We start from the raw sequence: 20319 nt of genomic DNA, 5'->3' as shown, positions 1-20319 counted from the left end.
CGGCGGCGGCGCGCTAGCCTGAACGGACGCGGGTAATCGGAAAACAATCACCGAGCCGGGTCGGTCCGGCACGGTCTGCGAGGAGGTTCGATGGGCAACGGCAGGACCGCGGTAGTCACCGGGGCGGGTTCCGGGCTCGGCAGGGAGATCTCGCGGGCGTTACTCGGCGCCGGCTACCGGGTCGCCCTCGCCGGCCGCCGCGCGGAAGCGCTGGCCGAGACCGCCGGCGGCGACACCGACACGCTTCCCGTACCCACCGACGTCGCCGATCCCGATTCCGTCGCCGCGTTGTTCGAGACGGTCCGCGCGGAGTGGGGGCGGCTGGATCTCCTGGTGAACAACGCGGGTGTTTCGGTGGGCGGGACCGTCGACGAACTGTCCTTCGCGGACTGGAAACGCGCCGTCGACACCAACCTGACCGGGATGTTCCTGTGCGCACAGCAGGCCGTGCGGCTGATGAAGGCGCAGGACCCGCGCGGTGGCCGGATCATCAACAACGGCTCGATCTCCGCGCACGCCCCGCGCCCCGCGTCCGTCGCCTACACCGCGACGAAACACGCGGTGACCGGGCTGACGAAGTCGATCTCCCTCGACGGTCGCGCCTGGAACGTCGCTTGTGGACAGATCGACATCGGCAACGCCGCCACCGAGATGACGCTTCGGATGGCCGACGGGATCCCGCAGGCCGACGGCAGCGTCAAGGCCGAGCCGACCTTCGACGCCCGCCACGTCGCGGACGCCGTGCTGTACATGGCCGGGCTGCCGCTGGACGCGAACGTCCAGTTCCTGACCGTCACGGCGACCGCGATGCCGTACATCGGGCGCGGCTAGCGATCGGTCTCGTGAGTGGTAAGGACGGTTAGAACAGTCCTTACCACTCACGAGAGATCACGGGATCACCTTCGCCTTCCGGAACTCGTCGAACAGCCGGAAGAACATCGCCGAGGTTTCCGCGTACTCGTGGAATCCCGCCCGCCGGGCCTTCGAGCCGTCCGCGAACATGTCGTAGTCCCAGCCGAACACGAAGTCCGCGAATCCCCACGACGACGAAACGGCGCTGTACGGCACGTCGAGGCCGTACTTCGCGGCGATCGAGGTCCAGAGTTCCTCCTTGTCCGCCATGACGACGTCCAGCGACATCGGCAGCGGCGGCGCCACCTCCAGGTCGAAGTACCGCGCGATCCGCGGCCAGAGGTCGCTCCACCGGAACAGGTCTCCGTTCGCGATGTTGTACGCCTCGTTCTCCGATCCGGTCGCCCACACGGTGGCCTTCGCCAGCAGCCCGGCGTCGGTCATCTCCAGGAGGCTGTCGTACGCGCCGGGTTTGCCGGGGAAACGCAGCGGCAGGCCGAGTTCCTTCGAGATCGACGCGTAGACCGCGATGGCCAGCGCCAGGTTCATCGGGTTGCCCAGCGCGGTCCCGCCGACTACCGACGGCCGGATCGCCGACCATGTCCAGGACTTCCCGGCCTGCCGCTTCTCCAGGAACTCCTGCTGGTCCACATTGAACTCGGGCGGCATGTGCCCGGCGTCGTCCTCGCGAGCCGGGGTCTTGAACGGGCCGAGGTGGGCGCCGTAGACCTTGTAGCCCTGCATGAGGCTGACGTGGCGCAGGCCGGGCGCCGCGGGTTCGATCGCGTCGACGAGGTTGGTCAGCATCGCCAGATTCGGCGCGACCAGTTCGGCCCAAGTCGGCTTGTCGACATAGGCCGCGTAGAACACGTGCGTGACGTCGTCCAGGCCGCCGAGTTTCGCGCGGGTGTCGTCCGCGTCGAGCAGATCGACGGCGATCTGGCCGGGGCCGCCACGCCGCGACAGGCCGATGACGCGCCAGCCGGGCAGGGTCTCCAGGTGTTCGATCAGGTTCTTGCCGATGACCCCGTTGGCCCCGGCGACCAGGGCGACCTTGCGTTCTTCGTTCATGTCTTCAAGCCTGGCCCCACCGTGAGGATAAGTCCAAGGCATAGATCTCACGACTCCGATAAACTCTCTTCATGACAAGCTTGCGGCAGCTCGAGTACCTGGTGACCGTCGTCGACACCGGCTCGTTCACCAAGGCCGCCGAGTTGCTGCACGTGACGCAGCCCGCGTTGTCGCATCAGGTGCGTGCGCTGGAGAAGGGCGTCGGCGGCCCGTTGCTCGAACGGCTGCCGCGCAGCGTCCGGCTCACCCCGATGGGTCGCGCCATGCTGCCGCACGCCCGCGCCACCCTCGCCGACGCGGAGCGCGCGCGGTGCGCGGCCCGGCAGGCGTCCGGACTGGAAGCCGGGGAACTCCAGATCGCGACGGTCTACTCGGTCGGCATCGGGGTCCTGCCCGCGGCGTTGCGGGTCTGGCGGCGGGAGCGGCCGGAGGTCGACGTCCGGCTCGTCGAGTTCCGGCACGCGGACGAGCTCCGGGAGGCGATGGCGGCGGGTGAGGCCGACGTCGCGGTCGGCCCGGTCCCGCCGGGCTGGGACGGGCCGGTCCGCGAGATCGGTGCCGAGGAGTTCGTCGTGGTCCTGCCGATCGACGGGCCGCGCGAGGACGACGGCACCGGCGTCGTCGATCTGGCGACCCTCGCGGACTGCGCGTGGGTGCACTACGCGCCGGGCAACGGCCTCGCCGACCTCGTCGACCAGGCGTGCGCCGCGGCGGGATTCCAGCCGCGGGCGGCGGTCCGGACCGAACAGAGCGCGGCGGCCCCGGTGCTCGCGGCGGCGGGACTCGGTCCCGCGCTGGTCCCGGCCAACGTCCTGCCCGAAGGCTTCCACGGCCGTGTCCTGCGGCCCGAACCGGCGATCCGGCGCGCGCTCGCCGCCTATTGCCGCAGCACGCCCGACCCGCTGACCTCTGCCTTCATCGACGTCGTCGCGGGGGAGTGCACGCTCGGGTCACCGCACGGAGGCGCTTGACAGGTCCACCCCGCCGAACGCCGTCGCCTTGACGTCGCCGACCCGGTCCGCCCAGACGGCGTGCCCGTGCCCGGACCACAGCGGTACGACCGGGAGATCCCGGAGCAACTGGTTCTCCACCAGCCGGTAGACCTCGCCGCTGTCGGCGGAGTCGGTCTCTTCGGCAGATTTCAGCAGGTCGGCGAACCCGTCGCTGGCGTAGCCGGTCGCCTTCACGATCTCGGCCGGCACCTCTTGGGGGCTCGGCGTCATCAGGGCCACCTCGATCGCGAACGGACCCTGCCCCGGCTCCGGGGCGAGCGGGAGGCCGACGGCCGTGCTGACCTGCTCCGCGAGCGGGCGTAGCCAGCCGGCCTGCGACTGTCCGAAGTGGACAGGTGTCGCCGGGAATTCCGCTTGGGTCAGCAGGGATTTCCCGGCCCCGGCGTCGAACGTGCAGGGGCGGCAGGTGCTGCTGCGCTCGCCCGGCGCGACGGCGGGCGGCAACAGCGATTTCGCCGGATCCACCTGCTTGCCGAGGGCGCCGGCCTCCAGTGCCGCGCGATCGATCCCGAGCGCGAAGCCGTGCCGGACGGTCGCGTCGGAGAAATGCGGTGCGGTCAAGGGAAACCCGAGGTAGGCGACGGTCGGCAGGGCCCACATCACGTGCCGCTGGGCGAAATCGGCGTGCATGGCCTCGTGGCGATCGCCGGGGACGAATGTGGCGAGGTCCAGTTTCCCGGCCTTGACCTCGTCGTACTGTGCCGCCGCGTCGCCGGTCTTCAGCTCGATCACCCGCGCCTTGCCTGGCGTGTCCGCCACCCGGATCAGTTTGCCGCCCGCCGCCTGCCATTCGCCGTCCAGCCGGAACGGCCCGTTGCCGACCGGCCGCCGCGCGAAACCGGCCCAATCACGCGACGCCAGCGCCGACGCGGGCAGCGGGACCAGCGCGGGCGACGACAGCAACGCCGGAACCTGACCGGACGGCCGGTCGAGCACGAGCCGGATGGTCAGCGGGTCCGGCGCGCTGATCTCCTTGGCCCGCAACAGATCCTTGATCACCCGGGACGCTTGCCACTGCTCCGCGTCGATCACCCTCCAGGTGTCCACATAGGACTGAGCGGTCACCGGGGTGCCGTCGTGGAACTTCCCGCCGTCCTTGAGCTTGACCGTCCACGTGACCCGGTCGGCGCTGGTGAATGCTTCGGCCGCCCGTGGTGCCGTCTTGCCGGTCGCCGGGTCGTAATCGGCCAGCGGCGTCCACAGCGCGCCGGTGAGCATCCGCCCGGACTGGTCGCGGACGTCGGCGGGCAGCAGGGTCGCCGGAGCGGTCAGGCCCACGCGAAGAACGTCCGGTGCGGGCGGTTCGCCGGATTCCGTGCAGCCCGCCGCGACCAGGGCGGCGGCCAGGAGCGGGACCAGAAGACGCAAGCGCATGGTCATGTCATAGCAGTCCCACCCCGACCAATGGCGGTTGTGCGGGCAAAGTGGCGATCATAAGGTGCAGGAACCAGCCTGGGAGGTTTCTGTGCGAGGAAACTGGTTGCTCCGTTCGTGCCTGGCGCTCGCCACGGTCACCGCGACCCTGATCGCCACCGGCCTGCCCGCCGCCGCGTGCGGCGAAGAGGACAAACCGGCCGATGAGAAGGTCCGGGTCGCGGGCGCGCCCGGCGCGGTGAAGAACGTCAAGGCCGTCGGCAACGTGCCCGACGCGCAAGGCGCCATCGCCATGGGATTCCTGCAGTACGGCAAGCGTGACGTCATGGCCGTTTCCGGCGAGTTCGGCCTGAAGGTCTACGACCTCACGAAGAACCCCACCGCCCCGAAGCTGATCGGTGAAGTCAGCCTTCCCGGTCTGTGGGAGACCGAGGACACCGAGGTCGACGTCAAGCGCAAGCTCGTCTTCCTCGCGCGCGACCCGCGGGCCTACGGCGGCACCACGCAGACCGGTGAGTCCGGTATCTACATCATCGACCTGAAGAATCCGGACAAACCGGCGATCCTGAGCTACACCAAGGTGCCCGCCGGTCACACGACCAGCTGCGTCGACGACTGCCGGTACCTGTGGACCGGCGGTCCCGCCAAGGCCGCGAACCAGCCGGCGGAGTGGGGCGGCCGCCCGATCTGGGTGACCGACATCCGCGACCCGCGCAACCCCAAGACGTTCCCGAACCCGATCGAACTCGCGCGCAACGACGGCAAGACCGACTACGTGCACGACGTCCAGGTCGACGCTGCGGGCGTGGCGTGGGTGTCCGGCCGAGGCGGTGTCCGCGGCTACTGGACCAACGGCTACCACCGCGATCCCGTGCAGGGCAAGGTCCGCCGCGCGACGGCCTTCGACCCCGTGCCCTACGCGGGCGGCGGGATCGAGGAGACGGCGGCACCGTCGAAGTTCATGCACAACAGCTTCCATCCGGCGGGACACCGCTCGGCCGACGGCGCCGACTCGGGCCGCTGGCACGGCCGCGACCTGATCTACGCCACCGAAGAGTCCTTCCTCGACGGCTGCGCCGGTGACGGCGTGCTGACGATCTCGTCGCTGCGGAACTCCTACCACGGCGAGGGCTGGCGCTCGACGCCGGAGAAGCCGTTCCGGCTCGAGTCCGTCGGCACCTGGAGCGTCGCCGGGCAGGAGGGCAGCGACCCGGCCTCGGGTGACTGCTCCGCGCACTACTTCGACATCCGCGGCAAGGTCCTCGTGCAGTCGTTCTACGCGCAGGGCACGCGGTTCCTCGACGTCAGCGACCCGACCGACCCGAAGCAGATCGCCTACTTCCGCCCGGCGGACGCCAGCGCGTGGGCGCCCTACTGGCACAAGGGTTACGTCTACGTCGCCGACAACACTCGCGGAATCGACATCCTGAAGCTCACCGCCTGAGCCAGGATGTCCCCATGCGCACCATGGGGAAGACGCTGGGGATCACGGCCGCGATCGTGCTGATCGCGGCCTGTGCCCCGGCACCACCGAAGGAAATGGCCGTCCGCACCGATCCGGCGCCCGTCGCCGAGGACTTCCCCGATCTCGGCGAGATCGTCGAAGCGTCCTGGGTCGAGGAGAGGATGGGCACCTCCGAAGGCCGGATCGAGGCGCCCGGGCCGTCCGACCTCCGGTTGTCCGCGGTGGTGAAGCTGCGTCGCGAGGCTGTCGCGAGGATCCTGGACGACCACAAGTGCCATGCCGGGGTCCCGGTGGTGCCGAAACAGCTGAAGACGCTCTTGCCGTCCGGCGCGGCGTGGCTCTCCTGCGAGCTGCCCACGACCACCAAGTCACGGACCGCGTTCGTCGCCGACGGGTCCGAACAGGCCTTCCTCACCTCGACAACCATGTAACAGAGCTGTGGCGGAACTGTCACGCGACCATCACGGCAGCGGGACGATCCGTTCCTAGCTTGGCGCCATGACCACCTTGCTGGAACGAGCTGTGGCTCCCGTCGCCGGGAAAACCCCGCGGCGAAGCGTCGCGGCACTGTTCGCGATCGCCGTCCTCGTCGCCGGCTACACCGGGTTCCGGTTGCCGGGGGAGTGGGCGGCGACCCTGCAAGCCGTGTCCCTGACCGACGGATTCCACCGGCGGTTTCTCGTCGGCACACTCCTGAAGCCGTTCGGGCACGACTATCCGGTCTTCGCGGTCGCGAGCTTCGCCGTCCTCGGCGCGGTGCTGGCGGTCGCGGCACTCGCCTTCTTCCGCAGCCGCACCGAAAGCAGGCGGTGGTTGATCGTCGTCTGGCTCCTGTTGCCGACCGGCGGCTACCTGTTCCACGAGGTCGGCTACTTCGACCAGGTGCTGTACCTGCTGCTGTCCGGCGCGCTGTGGGCGGTGCACCGGCACAGGCCGGTGCTCGCGAGCGCGGTGATGGCGCTTTCGGTGACGGTGCACGAGATCGCGCTGCTCACCGTGGTGCCGATCTTCGGCTTCGCCCTGCTGCGGACGGTTCCGGTCCGGCGCGCGTGCGCGCTGCTCACCCCGGCCGCGGTGCTCGGCCTGGGGATCCTGGCGTTGCCGCCCGCCGCTCCCGGTACCGTCGACGGTCTCCGGCGCGAACTGTCCACAGCGGACTTCCCCTATCGTGCCGACGCGCTGGACCTGTTCGGGCGCACACAGGCCGAGAGCTGGCGGCTGTACTCGGTCACCGGCGTGCTGCTCTACCTGCTGCCGATCGCGGTCGTGGTGATCGGCGGCTTCCTGTACCTGCACCGGCCGACGCTCGCGGCCGTCGTGCCGGCCGCCGCGATCGGGGCCCCCGCGCTGCTCGCGTTCGGCGGCTGGGACGACGCCCGATGGGGATTCCTGCTGGTCACCAACTTCTTCGTCGTGGTGTGGCTCTGGCTCGGTCACCGCGAGCTGAAGCTGTCCCAGACCGGCGTTCTGACCGCGCTCCTGCTGGTCCTCACTCACGTCCCGATGCCGTACTTCGACGGCTACGCGCCGCGCGGGCTCACGCTGGTGACTCCCGTGGAAGCCGCACGGTGAACACAGCGCCGCCGTCGTTGTGCACGGTGATCTCCCCGCCGTGGATCAGCGCGTTCTCGCGGGCGATGGACAGCCCCAGCCCGCTGCCTTCGGTCGCCTGCCGCGCGTGATCGCCGCGCACGAACCGGTCGAACAGGATCGGGCGCAACTCCTCGGGAACCCCCGGGCCGGAGTCGGCGACCCGGATCGTCACCGTGCCGGAAAGGCCTTCCAGGGACACCGTGATCGGGGCCCGGCCGTACCGTTCGGCGTTGACCAGCAGGTTGCACACGATGGTGTGGACGCGGCGCGGATCGGCGGAGACGGTCGTGTCGCCGGCGCTCGTCACCTGAACGGAAGTCCCCGGCACGCTCACCTCGATCGCGTCCTCGACGAGTGCGGGCAGGTCGACGAGTTCGGGGCGCAGGTCCGCTGAACCCGCGTCGAACCGCGAGATCTCCATCAGGTCTTCGACCAGCCGCGCCAGCCGCCGGGCCTGCGCACCGAGCAACTCGGTCGCCCGGGTACGGACCTCGGGACTGGCGTCGTCGATGGTGTCGACCGTGGCGACCATCGACGCGAGCGGCGTCCGCAGGTCGTGGGCGACATCGGCGACGAATCGTTGCTGCTGGCGGTCCTTGGCGCGCAGCTCCTCGATCGCCGTGCCGACCCGATCGGCCATCGTGTTGAACGACGCGGCGAGGTCGGCGAGTTCGTCGCGGCCCTTCACCGGGACACGCACGTCGAAGGCGCCGCCGCCCAGGTCTCGGGCGGCGGAGGCGACTCGGAGCACCGGCCGCCGGATCCGGCCCGCGGCGAAGACAGCGGCCGCCACGCCGAGGACGGTCACGCCGAGTGCGATCCACCCCAGCTTCCACCGCTGGGCCGCCAGATCCTGCTCGAACGTGGTGAGGTCGAAGAACTGCACGACCCAGTACGCGACGAAGTTCGCACTGATCACGAGAAGCCTGCGGCCGGTCGCCGGATCGGCCGTGATCGTCGACAGCAGGTTTCCCGGGCTCAAGGTCCGCAGGAGGACCATGTCCTTCACGCTTTCCAACGCCGCCCTTCGGTCAGGAGGGTTCGTGTTCTCGGCGCCGGTCGCCCGATCGAAACTTCGCGACGAGGACTTGACGACTTCGAGAGGTTCTTGGGGCGCGCTGAAGCCGTCGTTGGTCAGTCGGGGGTGGCTCGTGACGAGCATCCAGTCCGCCGCCGCGTCCATGGTCTGGGAGAAGAAATCCAAGGCCTGCGGGTCGCCATTCATGAACTGTTCGAGATGGGGCCACGCCTGTCCGAACATCACCCCGAACGACGTCTCCGCCGCGGCGGTGAACCTGTCGAGCGCGCCGTCCTCTTGGATCTTGGCCGCGCTGAAGGCCATCACGACCGTCGCCGTCGTGGTCACCGCCACGACCGCCGCGGTCACCCCGGCGCGGAGCCCGAACCTCATTCGCCCACCAGCCGGTAACCGAGCCCGCGCACCGTCTTCAGCACCACGGGATTCGCCGGATCGTCCTCGATCTTCGCCCGCAGCCGCGCGACCGCCGCGTCGACGATCCGCGAATCGCCGACGTAGCCGTAGTCCCACACCCGCTTCAGCAGGGTCTGCCTGCTCAGCACCTGGTTGGGATGTTCGGCGAACTCGACGAGCAGCCGGATCTCGGTCGCGGTCAGCGCCAGTTCGGCGCCGTCGCGGGTCACGCTCATCGCGGCCGCGTCGATCTCCAGCCGTCCCAGCCGCAACCGGCCGGCCGACGGCCCGGGAGCGGTGACGGCACGCCTGCCGATCGCCTTGATCCGCGCGTCGATCACCCGCGGTTCGGCGGGTTTGACCACGTAGTCGTCGGCGCCGCATTCCAGCCCGGCGACGATGTCGATCGGGTCGCCGCGGGCGGTCAGCAGGACCAGCGGCAACCGGCTCCGTGCGCGGATCCGGCGGCACACCTCGAAGCCGTCCATCCCGGGCAGCATGACGTCGAGGAGGACGAAATCGAGTTCGAGCCGATCGGTGAACAGCGCCTCCAGCGCCCGTTCCCCGTTCGGCGCGACGACGACGTCGTGCCCGAGCGCCTTCAGCGCGAGCGTGAGCGCTTCGGACAGTGCCACGTCGTCCTCGACGAGCAGGATGCGAGCCATGGTTCCCCCAAGATCGAAAGGCTCACCGATCGTAAGGGCGCTCTGCCGCACTGGCCCGGATCCGGGGCGGAACCGTCGTAGAGCCGTGCCGTCTCGTCACAAACCCTGGTTCACTGTCGTATCCGTGAGCGAGGGGGAACGATGTCGGTCGAGGCGGCGCGTGAACAGGCGTCCGGTCACTTCGGATTCACCGATCTGGCGGTGATCGCGGCCGGTGCGGTGTCCGGCGCGGTCGGTGCCTACGCCTACTACAGCGAGCCGTTACGGCCGCTGGCTCACAGCTTCACCCTTTGGATCGTGCTGATCGTCGCGGTCGTTCCCGGGATGCCGAGGCGGCGGGCGCTGGTCCGGGCGGTATGCGCGCTGATCGCGGCGGTACTCGCGTTCTATCTCGGCAAGGCGGTGATGTACGGCGTCAAGTACCCGGGCATGCCTTACCGGATCGACCTTTCGACGCTCGTACTGTGGTGTGGTCTGGCGGTCGCCGGTGGCCTCGCCGCCGGACTTCTGTTCGACGCCGTGGGGCGGACCGACCGGCGCGGCACCGTGGCCACCGCGGCGATCGTGGGTCTGCTGCTCGCCGACCTCGTCCGGCGGTCCGACCGGTCCGGCGTCGGAACGCTGATGGTCGCGACGGCCCTCGCGATCGCTTTCGTGGCTTGGCGGGGAATCCGCTCGCCCCGGCAGGCGGCCCAGGTCGCCTTGGCCGCGCTGCCGATGGGGCTCGCCGGTTTCGTGGTCGTGTCGGCGCCGGACTTCTTCGAGGGCTTGTTCAGCGGCCTCGGTTTTTGAGCTTCGGGTGCCAAGCCGTCAGCGTCCGTGTTGCGAAAGCCACTTTCGCAACCTTCAACGTTGCGAAAGTGGCTTTCGCAACGCATTGGGCCGATTCCGCCGACCCGCAGCACCTGGCCGAAAGCGTCCTTCACCGCATCCGACGCGGCGAAGGACGCTTTCAGCCCATCTCAGGCCGCTCCCTGGACGGCCAGCAACTCCTGCAGCTCCCGCACCGCGTTGGCCAGCTCGGTCGCGAACAACTCCATCTCGTGTGCCACATGCTTCGGCGTGCACAGGTACAGATTCAACGACTCCGGCAGCAGCACGTACGCGACACCGATGCACTGCGGGCTGGTCGACCCGAAGCCGAAGTACTGGATGTTCACCGACGGCGCCGAGCTGGTGCTCAGGTAGTCGTCGCGCATCTTCAGCCAGCCGGGCGACGAGTACAGCGCCGGAGAGTCCTCGACGCCACGCCGCTTCTGGATCAGCTGCAGCTCCCACAGGTGCTGCTCCGGCGCGTCACCCGCCTGACACTCCTTCGCCCGCGTGACGTGCTTCGCGGCCGCCGCTCGGAAGGCCGCCTGGCGCGTCTGCCGGTCGGCCTGCGGGTCGTCCATCACCTGGACGAACCACTGCACTTCGGGCGTCACCACGCGCATCGCTTCGGTGCGGCCGTTCTGGTACTGCCGCGTCGCGATCGACTCGTAAGTCGCGCCGGTGATCCCCTTCGCCCGCTTGTGCGCGAGCTGGTACGCCATCTGCGCGAAGGCGTCCGGGGACATCCCCAGCTCCTTCGCCCGCTTCGCGCCGAAGTCGGTGAAGGACACCGTCTTCGTAGCGGTCGCGTCGGCGTACTCGGCGAAGGACGCGGCGGCGGCGCGGGCGTCCTCGCGCAATGCCTCACCCAGGACGAACTCGATGACCTCCGACGCCGGGACGCCGTCGGCGGGCGGGCGTTCCAGCCGCGTTCCGCTCAGCAGCGCGTCGGTGAACCCGAGGATCGTGGTCCCGTCCAGCTCGCAGTGCTCGACGTTGATCCCCGCCGTGCCGTCTTCGAACACGATCAGCGAAACGGCCTTGTCGAACCACCGGTTCCCGCTGTCGCCGTGCAGCAGGTTGTCACACGCCTCCTGCGTGTTCGCCGGCGTGAAATCCTCCAGGCACAGGCAGAACAGCGCCGTCTCGATGTCGTCGAGCGCGGCCGCGTTCCCGGCGGCGAGCAGCGCTTCCCGCGTCGCCGCCCACTCCGCCCTCGCCTTGGTGGTGAAATGCCCGGCGGCGGTCCGCGGGTCCTCGACGAAGTTCCCCGACTTCACGATCGTCTGCAGCCCCGCGACCAGCTGCTCGGGGGAATACGGGTGGCCGTCCGGCGCGATGACGTCCATCCGGAACGGGGTGTCGCGGTGGAAGACCACGATATGCCGCGCCCTCGACGGCCCCGGCCAGTCCTCGCGGTACGGCGTGCGCGCGGTGTCCTGCACGGCGCCGGGGATCCGCGTCGCCGAGAACAGGTACTTGTGCTGCACCATCGACTGCGGCTGCCCGCGCAGCACGATCGGCGGCACCAGTTCCTCGTCGAGCTTCAGCTTGTAGTCCACCGCCGACGCCGCCAGTTCGGCCGCGCGTTCCAGCTGCCCCAGCGGGGATTCGGTGAACAGGAAGAAGAAGTTCGCGTTGAGCGCGATCCGGTCGCGGCGGCCGAGGTAGCGATACGGCCAGAAGGTGTCGAGCCAGCTGCGGACGCCTTCCCGTTCGTCGAAGGCTTCGAGCGCGCTCTGCAGTTCGTGCGCCGGGCTTCCTTCCGCGAGGAACTCGGTGACGGCGCCTTCGGTCTCCGCCAGCTCGCCGGGGGTGAGCAGCGGCGAGCACCACTCGAGAAACCGGCGGCAGGTGTCCTCCAGGCTGGGGACGGGGACCCGCGGCAGGATGTCCTCGTTGCCGAACGTGCGGGTGGACGGTTCCGGACTGCTCACGATCATCCTTGATCTCGAAGGGGAAGGGCGTTCAGCGCGGAGGCGAGCCCGCCCGCCGCGCCGTTCGGCCGGGAGACGTACAGCCGCGCGTACAGGCGGCCACCGTCCTCCAGCCCACGCGGGTCGACGCCCGCGACGGACAGATTGTCCAAGATCTGCGACTGTTCCTCATCCGAAGCGAATCGCCGCTGCCGGAAGACGCCGTCGATCCCGGTCGTTTCGTACCCGAATTCGGCGAGGCTCTCGGCGACCGGCCCGTAGGAGAACATCCGCAGTACGAAATGCGCCATCCACGGCCGGTTTTCGCGCGCGATCCGCACGAGGGTCTTCTCGGTGACGTAGCCGACGCAGCCCGTCGAGATGACGATGTCGACGTCGGCCAGCAGCGCGCGCTGCTCCTCTGTCGGGTCTTCGCTCTCCAGATCCGCATGGATCGCTTCGTCGATGAAGCCCGCGGCGAGCGCGTAGTCCAGGGCGGGCGCGGAGGCGTCTAGGCCGATGAAGCGGACACCGTCACCGGCGGCGAGCTTCTCGACCATCCGGCGATCACGCGCGATCAGTTCTTCCCGGCTCAGCGACTCGCCGTCCCGGTAGTGGTCGTACAGCCGTTCCATCGAGGTGCCGCATCGGTGCAGCGCCGCGTTGACGCCGTAGGAACAGCCGAGGTCGAGCACCGTCGGGACCTTGACGTCGGCTTCCGCGCGGTATTCGTCGATCAGCGTCGCGAAGTACGCCTTGGCCTGCTGGGGGATGGCGTAATCCAGCCTGCGCAAGGTACCGAAGAACGCACGGGGATCGGGCTCGGTGTAGATGTGGTCGAAAGAGATCTTGCCGGTCGAATCCAATGGCACGGCCAAGCTCCTGACTTAGTCGAGCAGCTGATCGCCCCGGACCGCCGCCGAAGCGACGTGTTCCGGCAGGACCCGGCCGAACAGCTGTCTCGTCCGTTCCGGACTGCCGATGACCCCAGGACGCTCGCTGTACGCGAAGATCGCGGAATGGCGGGCGACTGCCCCTTGAACACTACTCACCCGGTGCAGCGCGAAGCGTCCGCGAAACAGCTGAAGATCGCCAGGACGCAGAGTGAGCCGCCGGATCAGGTGATCACCTTCGCCCGCCAGCACGGCGCGGACGTCGTCGAAGTTCTCCGCCGTTTCGGAGCGGATGTTCGGGCAGTATTCGAAGACCCCGCCCTCGGCCGCGTCCTGGGTGAGCATGCTGACCGTGTACTCGTTGGTGTCGAAATGCCACGGATGCGAGCGGCCCGGTTCGATCACGTTGAGCACCAGGCCGGACAGCGGATCGGCGAGTTCGTGCAGTTCGGGGAGTTCGAAGCAGTCGGCGACGAACCGCTGGAACTCCAGGCTGGTGTACAACTGCTGGATCACCGCTGTCGCCGGGATCCGGTCACGCGCCACGAAGGCGTTGCCGCGTTCCATGATCGTGCGGCCGGGGTGATCTTCCGGCAGCGGAGTGTCGATGGCGATGTTGTAGGCGTTGACGCGTTCGACCTTCGCGTACGCCTCCGGAGCGATCTTCGCTCCTTCGTCGCGAAGTGCGTCACGCAACTCCGGACGGATGAAGTCGGCCAGCACACTGCAGCCCGTTTCCCGCAGTTCGGCGCGGGTCCGGGAAACGATTTCGCGCCATGCGGGGCTTCCCGGTTCGGACAACGGATAGCGGGCGGTATCGGCCACCTGGACTGCGCTCGCGGTCATCGACGTCCTCTCGGCTGCCCGGAAGTGATTCTCGGGTTTAGCACAGAAAACGCCCACGACCCCCGCGCCTTGTGAGCGGTGCCACACGGAACGTGACGGCCCCCTTGCCCGCGGTCGTCCGCGGATAAGGGGGCCGTCAGTGACTTTTCGTCAGCTGGTGACAAGCGGCAGCAGCGGACGGCGGACCGCGGTCGCGACGCCGTCGGACGCCTGTGCCGCGGCGATCCGCTCCGCCGTCGGCGTGCCGTATTCGGTGGTCCGCTGGCGCAGGGGACGGCCCAGCGGTTCGACCATCGCGCGCATGTCGCTGATCGTCTTGTACGACCCGTTGGCCGCACCAGCCATCCGGCTGATCGTCTCCTCCATCAGCGTCCCGCCGATGTCGTTGACCCCGCCCTGGAGCACCGCGCGGCTGCCCTCCTCGCCGAGTTTCACCCACGAACTCTGGATGTTGTCGATCATCCCGTGCAGCAGCAGCCGGGACAGCGCGTGCACCGCGCGGTTCTCGCGCAGCGTCGTCCCCGCCCTGGCGAGCCCGGCGAGGTAGATCGGGGAACTCTGGTGGATGAACGGCAGGAGCACGAACTCGCTGAACCCGCGCCGCCCGTTGCGCTCCAGGCCCTCCCGCTGCAGTTTCGCCAGCAGCTTCAGATGCCCGACCCAGTGCGCCGGGGTGTCGACGTGGCCGTACATCATCGTCGATGTCGTGGTGATGCCGAGTTTGTGCGCGGTGGTGACGACGTTGATCCATTCGGACGTCGGCAGCTTGCCCTTCGTCAGTACCCAGCGGACGTCGTCGTCGAGGATCTCCGCGGCCGTGCCCGGCAGCGAGTCGACGCCGGCTTCCTTCGCGCGCGCCAGCCAGTCCTCGATCGAGAGGTTCGTCCGCGAAGCGCCGTTGACGACCTCCATCGGCGAGTACGAGTGCAGGTGGATGTCCGGCTGACGGCGTTTCACCTCGGCCGCGAGGTCGAAGTACGCGGTGCCCGGCAGATCCGGGTGGATACCGCCCTGCATGCAGATCTCGGTCGCGCCCGCGGCCCACGCCTCGTCGACCCGGTCGCCGACCTGCTCCAGCGAAAGCGTGTACGCGTCCGCGTCGGTGCGCCGCTGGGCGAACGCGCAGAACCGGCAGCCGGTGTAACAGACATTGGTGAAGTTGATGTTCCGCGTGACCACGAAGGTGACGTCGTCGCCGTTCACCTCGCGACGCAGGTCGTCGGCGATCTTGGTGAAGGCGTCGAGCTCCGCTCCGTCGGCGTGCAGCAGCGCCAGCGCCTCGTCGTCCGAGAGACCCGCCGGGTTCTTTTCCGCGCTGCGCAAGGCATCCCGGATGTCGAGGTCGAACCGCTGCGGCGCGGTCTTGATGTTGCCCTTGATCTCGGCCCAGTCGCCGTAGACCGAGTCGAAGTCGCTGCGGCGGTCCTCCGTGCGCCCGACCGTGTCGACCTCGACGTGCAGATCGGTGCGCCCGGCCTCCTTCCAGCCGCCGTCGGGCTCCTGCCACGGGATGCCGACCGGGATCGCCTCTTCGATCGCGAGCCCGGTCTCGGTGTCGGTCAGCGGCGCGAGATGCGCGTTCATCCGCGGGTCCAGCCACGGCTCACCGGCCTTGACGTACTCCGGGTAGATCGGCAGCCGCTCGCGCACGGTGAACCCGAGCGCCTCGGTGCGGCGTTTGAGCTCGTCGATCTGCGGCCACGCGCGTTCGGGGTTCACGTGGTCGGGGGTCAGCGGCGAGACGCCGCCCCAGTCGTCGATCCCGGCGTTCAGCATCAGTTCGTACTGCTGGCCGATCAGGTTCGGCGGCGCCTGGATACGCATCCGCGGCCCGAGCACCAGCCGCGCGACGGCGATGGTCGCGGCGAGCTCCTCGAGATCGGCGTCCGGGGTCGCGCGCATCTTCGTGTCCGGCTTCGCGCGGAAGTTCTGGACGATGACTTCCTGGATGCCGCCGTAGGTCTTCGCGACCTTGCGGATCGCGAACAGCGAGTCGGCGCGTTCGGAGAAGTTCTCGCCGATGCCGATCAGGATGCCCGTGGTGAACGGCACCGAACTCCGGCCGGCGTCCTCCAGCACCCGCAGACGGACGTCGGGGTCCTTGTCGGGCGAGCCGTAATGTGGGCCGCCCTTCTCGGTGTACAGCCGCTTCGCCGTCGTCTCCAGCATCATGCCCATCGACGCCGAAACCGGCTTGAGCCGCTGGAAGTCCTGCCAGCTCAGCACACCGGGGTTGAGGTGGGGGAGGACGCCGGTCTCTTCGAGTACCCGGATCGCCATCGCCCGGACGTAGGACAGCGTGTCGTCGTAGCCGTGCGCGTCGAGCCAGTCCTTGGCCGCCTTCCAGCGGTCCTCCGGACGGTCACCGAGGGTGAACAGCGCTTCCTTGACCCCCATCGCGGCACCCTTGCGGGCGATGTCGAGGACCTCGTCGGGGGAGAGGAACGGCGATTCGACGCGGCCGGGGACGGTCGCGAAGGTGCAGTAACCGCAGCGGTCCCGGCACAGCCGGGTCAGCGGGATGAACACCGAGCGGCTGTAGGTGACCACGCCGGGACGGCCGGCAGCGACGAGCCCGGCGTCGCGGACCCGGGAGGCGTGCTCGGACAGCGTCTTGAGATCGTCGCCGCGCGCCTGGAGCAGGATCGAGGCCTCGGTGATGTCGAGGGTCTTCCCGTCGCGCGCCCTGGCGAGCGCCCGGCGCATCGCCGAGGTGGTGGGGGCGTTCGCGTCTGCATCCGATGCCATTCCCGCACGCTATGGCCGGACTCGCTCCACCTGCCAGTGTGCAACCCGCCACCGCGTCACCCACGTGGGTAAGGTCACCGTTTCCGCTGTTCAGGGTCAGATCTTGGTTGCCGATCAGCGGGTGCGAGTGTATTACCTAAAGTGTGGCTTCGGTGATCGGCAAGAAGGTCGGCGGGCGGACGTACTACTACCTCGTCACCTCCGCGCGGGTCGGCGGCGAGCCTCGCGTGGTTTCGCAGCGCTACCTCGGGACGGCCGAGGAGATCGGGCGCGCGATGGAGGGCGATGTCTCCGCGCCCGGCGAAGCGCGTCACCGGACCTTCGGCGACGTCGCGGCGGTGTGGGCCACGCTGCGGCGGCTCGACTTCGTGCGCCGGGTCGACGAAGCCGTCGGAGCGCAGCGCGCCGCGACCACGCTCGGGACGCATCTCGCGCTCGCCGTCCTGCACCGGGCCACAGCCCCCGACACGCACTTAGCCGACTGGTGGCGTGACTCCGTCGCCCGGGAATTCGTCCGGGCCGACCTTCCGAATCACTGGCGCGCCCTGCACCGCCTCACGCCCGAACGGATCGCCCGGATCGAGACCACCGTCGCCGACGCCGTGCTCTCCTGGCTGGGGACCGGCGACGCCGCGCTCGCCGTGGACGTCCCGCAGTTCGCCACCTTCACCACGGCCGACCCCTGCCGCTGTGAACTCGCCGGCCTCGGCCTGGTGGTGACCAAGGACGGCGCGATCCCGCTGGCGTCGCACGTGTACCCGAGGGAAGGGGCGCCGCCGTTCGCCGCGCTCGCCGAGGAACTCCGCTCGCTGTATCCCGTCACCCTGGTCTTCACCGCGGGCCAGGCGGCACAACTGGACCTCGGACGGCATTTCGTCGGCGCGCTCCCGCTCTCGGAGCACCCGGAACTGCTGGCGAAACCGCCGTCCGCGCGCAAACCCGTCGACCCGGAGCGCTTCGCCGGGCTGACCGCCCTCGACACCAGGGCCGTGGTCGCCGGGGTGCGGCGGCGGGTGATCCTGACCCATTCGGAGACCCTGCACCACGCGCAGGCCCGCGCGTTCGGCGAGGAACTGAGCACCGCGACGCGGGAACTCGCCGGCCTCGACGCCGCACTGGCGTCGGGCGTCTACCGGGGTGACCGCGGCCAGGTGAACGCCGAAATCGCGCGGATCACCCGCGGCCGGCGAGTCGAACGGGTGCTCTCCCCGTCCCTAGCGGGGACGAAGCCGGGGGAGATCCGGCTGACCTGGAAGGTCGACGACGCCGCCGTCTCGCGATTGCACGACGAGTTCTTCGGCAAGCAGGTGCTGGTCACCGACCACGGCTGGCCGGTGTCCGAGGTCGTCACCGCGTACCGGGCCCGGACGCACCTCGACTCGACGTTCCGCTGGCTCACCGGTCCCGCCGTCACCGGGCCGGCCCCGCGCTGGGAGTGGACGCCGCATCGGATCGCGGTGCACACGCTGGTCACGGTGCTCGCGTCCACGGTCACGCACCTCATGCGGCGCGAGGCCGACCGCGCCGGGATGAACCTGTCGGTCCGTGAGCTGATGGACAGCCTCGCGGGAATAGGGGAGACGGTGCTTCGGTATCCGTCCACCGGCGGCCGCCCGCGGACGCGGCGCCTGCTGACCGAGCGGAGCCCGGAACAGCAGGCGCTCTTCGACCTCTTCGGTCTCAGCTCTCTCGGTGAATATGGAGCGCCGAGAAGCTCTGGACCACCGGCATCAACTCGATGACGTTGATGTTCACGTGCTCCGGCTGCGAAGCCGCCCAGAAGACGGATTCGGCCACATCGGCGGCCGTCAGCGGCGTCGTGCCCTTGTAGACGTTGTCGGCCTTGCTCTGGTCGCCCTCGAATCGGACGACGGAGAACTCCGTACCGCCGACCAGGCCCGGCTCGACATTGGTCACCCGGACGCCGGTGCCCTGCAGGTCCGCGCGCAGGTTCAGGCTGAACTGGTGCACGAACGCCTTGGTCGCCCCATAGGCGTTGCCGCCGGGGTAGGGGTAGGAACCCGCGACCGACCCGATGTTGATCACGTGCCCGCGGCCGCGCTCGACCATGCCGGGCAGCAGTGCGCGGGTGAGGTGCGCGAGCCCCTTGATGTTCGTGTCGATCATCTGGTCCCAGTCGTCGAGCTTCGCCCGATGGGCGGGCTCGAGCCCCTTCGCGAGGCCGGCGTTGTTGACCAGCAGATCGACTTCGGCGAACTCGGCGGGCAGCGTGCCGGGGAGCGCGGCCACCGCGTCGGCGTCCCGGACGTCGAGCTCGAAGGGGAGGACGTTCTCGCCCAGCTCGACGGCCAGCTTGTCGAGCCGGTCCTTGCTGCGCGCGGCCGCGACGACCTTGGCGCCGTCGGCGGCGAACCGGCGGACGATCTCGACGCCGAACCCGGCGCTGGCACCGGTCACGAAAACGGTCTTCTGGGGCATCAGCTTGTCTCTTTCAAGAACTGGGCGAACACGGTGTTGAACTCGGCCTCGCGCTCCAGGTTAGGCATGTGGGCGGCGCCTTCGATCACCGCCAGGGTGGAGCCGGGGATGAGGTCGTGCATGAGCTCGGCGTCCGAGACCGGCGTGAACTCGTCCTCGGTCCCGACGACGACCAGCGCCGGTACTTCCACGCGGGCGAGGCTCTCCCTGTAGTCCGGGCGCTCGGCCCGTCCCCTGAGCGCGGCCGCCGCTCCTTCCTTGGGCGTCGTGCGCATCATCCCGAGGACGTGCGCCGCCACGTCCGGCATCGTGCGGACGTTCTCCGGGGAGACCATCTTCGTCAGGACTTCCTCCGCGTAGGGGTTCAATCCCTCCGCGAGGATCCGGTCGGCCATCTCGTTGCGGACGCGCTTGCCGTTCTCTGTCTCTTCTTGAGGAGAGGTGTCGGCGAGCAGGAGCCCGGCGACGCGGTCGGGGTAGGTGCGGTGGAACTCCATGACGATCTGCCCGCCCATGGAGAGGCCGCCGAGTACGAAGCGTCCGAGGCCGAGGTGATCGGCGAGCCGGGCGATGTCGGCCGCGAAGACGTCGAGCCCGGTCTTCTGGTCTTTCGCCGGCATGGTCGTCTCGCCGTACCCGCGGAGGTCCGCGGTGATGACCCGGTAACCCTCCTGGCTGAAGCGCTCGGCCTGGGGACGCCACATCGAACGGTTGAAGGGGTGGCCGTGGACGAGGACGACCGGCAACCCGGTGCCGAGGTCGTCGTAAGCGACGGAGATGCCGTCGAGTTCCGCAGTGCTCATGAACCCGACGCTAATCGGAGCAATCATCAGGATCAATACGGTGCAATGTACTCGGAGCAATGTTTCTTCCCGGGTGGTCATCCGGGTGCTCCCCGGTCGATCACCCGGTGATCGCCCGGTTGGGACTCGTTTCCAGGCTCTGACCTGCGTAAATGTCGTTAAGGTACCCCCCTGTTTTCGGGGGTTTCCGGCCATGTAAAGTTCTCCAAGTCGCCAGGGAAACCGGGTGGCCGCGGGACACGAACCAAGCTCTCGCCTCAAGGCGATTGAGTGGGTGTCTCACCAAAAACTGCTAGGAATGACTGCTTCGGATAAGGCCGTGTAGTGCGGTGCGATCTGGGGTGTGTTGCTTGAGAACTCAACAGTGTGCTAGTGAACTAAGCCAGTAGAGCTTAT

17 protein-coding genes are annotated in these 20319 nt (G+C 69.0%); 7 read left to right on the top strand and 10 right to left on the bottom strand.

Features of this window, described 5'->3' with window-relative positions; all coding sequences use genetic code 11:
• The first annotated feature begins 90 nt into the window (after positions 1-90).
• The gene (locus tag ACZ3HL_RS16080; RefSeq protein ID WP_465531676.1) at positions 91-831 is read left to right on the top strand and encodes an SDR family oxidoreductase; all 741 of its coding nucleotides are present in this window, start codon (positions 91-93) and stop codon (positions 829-831) included.
• Positions 832-888: 57 nt separating this feature from the next.
• Here ACZ3HL_RS16080 and ACZ3HL_RS16075 read toward each other — a convergent pair whose 3' ends face one another.
• On the bottom strand, positions 889-1923 hold the full coding sequence (locus tag ACZ3HL_RS16075) for an SDR family oxidoreductase (protein ID WP_465421760.1): 1035 nt from the start codon (positions 1921-1923) through the stop codon (positions 889-891).
• A 71-nt stretch (positions 1924-1994) separates the two neighbouring features.
• Between ACZ3HL_RS16075 and ACZ3HL_RS16070 the strand changes: the two genes are divergently transcribed.
• Positions 1995-2894: a LysR family transcriptional regulator gene (locus ACZ3HL_RS16070; protein WP_465531674.1), complete on the top strand. Its 900-nt coding sequence runs from the start codon at positions 1995-1997 to the stop codon at positions 2892-2894.
• Here ACZ3HL_RS16070 and ACZ3HL_RS16065 read toward each other — a convergent pair.
• Positions 2874-4316 carry a peptide ABC transporter substrate-binding protein gene (locus ACZ3HL_RS16065; RefSeq protein ID WP_465531672.1) on the bottom strand — a complete coding sequence of 481 codons (1443 nt, stop codon included), beginning with the start codon at positions 4314-4316 and terminating at the stop codon, positions 2874-2876. The two genes, ACZ3HL_RS16070 and ACZ3HL_RS16065, sit on opposite strands and share 21 nt — an antisense overlap.
• A 100-nt stretch (positions 4317-4416) precedes the next feature.
• Between ACZ3HL_RS16065 and ACZ3HL_RS16060 the strand changes: the two genes are divergently transcribed.
• The 3 genes from ACZ3HL_RS16060 (at position 4417) to ACZ3HL_RS16050 (ending at position 7347) form a co-directional block, all read left to right on the top strand.
• Positions 4417-5754 (top strand): LVIVD repeat-containing protein, encoded by a 1338-nt coding sequence (locus tag ACZ3HL_RS16060; RefSeq protein WP_465531670.1) that lies wholly within the window; start codon positions 4417-4419, stop codon positions 5752-5754.
• A 14-nt stretch (positions 5755-5768) separates the two neighbouring features.
• The gene (locus tag ACZ3HL_RS16055; protein ID WP_465531668.1) at positions 5769-6206 is read left to right on the top strand and encodes a hypothetical protein; all 438 of its coding nucleotides are present in this window, start codon (positions 5769-5771) and stop codon (positions 6204-6206) included.
• Between the two features lie 67 nt (positions 6207-6273).
• On the top strand, positions 6274-7347 hold the full coding sequence (locus ACZ3HL_RS16050) for a hypothetical protein (RefSeq protein WP_465531666.1): 1074 nt from the start codon (positions 6274-6276) through the stop codon (positions 7345-7347).
• On the opposite strand, the gene ACZ3HL_RS16045 is transcribed toward ACZ3HL_RS16050, so the two are convergent.
• Together ACZ3HL_RS16045 and ACZ3HL_RS16040 are read right to left on the bottom strand one after the other, a co-directional pair.
• Positions 7313-8779: a sensor histidine kinase gene (locus ACZ3HL_RS16045; protein ID WP_465421772.1), complete on the bottom strand. Its 1467-nt coding sequence runs from the start codon at positions 8777-8779 to the stop codon at positions 7313-7315. The two genes, ACZ3HL_RS16050 and ACZ3HL_RS16045, sit on opposite strands and share 35 nt — an antisense overlap.
• On the bottom strand, positions 8776-9465 hold the full coding sequence (locus ACZ3HL_RS16040; RefSeq protein ID WP_465531664.1) for a winged helix-turn-helix domain-containing protein: 690 nt from the start codon (positions 9463-9465) through the stop codon (positions 8776-8778). The genes ACZ3HL_RS16045 and ACZ3HL_RS16040 overlap by 4 nt, the downstream gene beginning before the upstream one ends.
• A gap of 141 nt (positions 9466-9606) precedes the next feature.
• On the opposite strand from ACZ3HL_RS16040, the gene ACZ3HL_RS16035 reads away from it, so the two are divergent.
• Positions 9607-10257 (top strand): hypothetical protein, encoded by a 651-nt coding sequence (locus ACZ3HL_RS16035; protein ID WP_465531662.1) that lies wholly within the window; start codon positions 9607-9609, stop codon positions 10255-10257.
• A gap of 170 nt (positions 10258-10427) precedes the next feature.
• Here the strand turns inward: ACZ3HL_RS16035 and ACZ3HL_RS16030 are convergent, their stop codons facing one another.
• The 4 genes from ACZ3HL_RS16030 to ACZ3HL_RS16015 form a co-directional block, all read right to left on the bottom strand.
• Positions 10428-12221 (bottom strand): choline/carnitine O-acyltransferase, encoded by a 1794-nt coding sequence (locus tag ACZ3HL_RS16030; protein WP_465531660.1) that lies wholly within the window; start codon positions 12219-12221, stop codon positions 10428-10430.
• On the bottom strand, positions 12218-13066 hold the full coding sequence (locus tag ACZ3HL_RS16025; protein WP_465531658.1) for a class I SAM-dependent methyltransferase: 849 nt from the start codon (positions 13064-13066) through the stop codon (positions 12218-12220). The genes ACZ3HL_RS16030 and ACZ3HL_RS16025 overlap by 4 nt, the downstream gene beginning before the upstream one ends.
• Before the next feature lie 15 nt (positions 13067-13081).
• A complete protein-coding gene (locus ACZ3HL_RS16020) occupies positions 13082-13933 on the bottom strand; it encodes a HalD/BesD family halogenase (RefSeq protein WP_465421780.1) in 852 nt (283 codons plus the stop codon).
• A gap of 150 nt (positions 13934-14083) precedes the next feature.
• Positions 14084-16681 carry a bifunctional FO biosynthesis protein CofGH gene (locus ACZ3HL_RS16015; protein ID WP_465531656.1) on the bottom strand — a complete coding sequence of 866 codons (2598 nt, stop codon included), beginning with the start codon at positions 16679-16681 and terminating at the stop codon, positions 14084-14086.
• Positions 16682-16824: 143 nt separating this feature from the next.
• On the opposite strand from ACZ3HL_RS16015, the gene ACZ3HL_RS16010 reads away from it, so the two are divergent.
• Complete coding sequence (locus ACZ3HL_RS16010) at positions 16825-18423, top strand: IS1634 family transposase (RefSeq protein WP_465531655.1); 1599 nt, start codon at positions 16825-16827, stop codon at positions 18421-18423.
• Here the strand turns inward: ACZ3HL_RS16010 and ACZ3HL_RS16005 are convergent.
• Both ACZ3HL_RS16005 and ACZ3HL_RS16000 read right to left on the bottom strand, forming a co-directional pair.
• Positions 18362-19120: an SDR family oxidoreductase gene (locus ACZ3HL_RS16005; RefSeq protein ID WP_465531654.1), complete on the bottom strand. Its 759-nt coding sequence runs from the start codon at positions 19118-19120 to the stop codon at positions 18362-18364. The genes ACZ3HL_RS16010 and ACZ3HL_RS16005 overlap by 62 nt on opposite strands.
• The gene (locus ACZ3HL_RS16000; RefSeq protein WP_465421788.1) at positions 19120-19923 is read right to left on the bottom strand and encodes an alpha/beta fold hydrolase; all 804 of its coding nucleotides are present in this window, start codon (positions 19921-19923) and stop codon (positions 19120-19122) included. Before ACZ3HL_RS16000 ends, ACZ3HL_RS16005 begins: the two co-directional genes overlap by 1 nt.
• Between the last annotated feature and the right edge of the window lie 396 nt (positions 19924-20319).

Source organism: Amycolatopsis sp. NPDC000009 (assembly GCF_055563465.1).
This window is presented reverse-complemented; position numbering and strand designations above follow the sequence as displayed.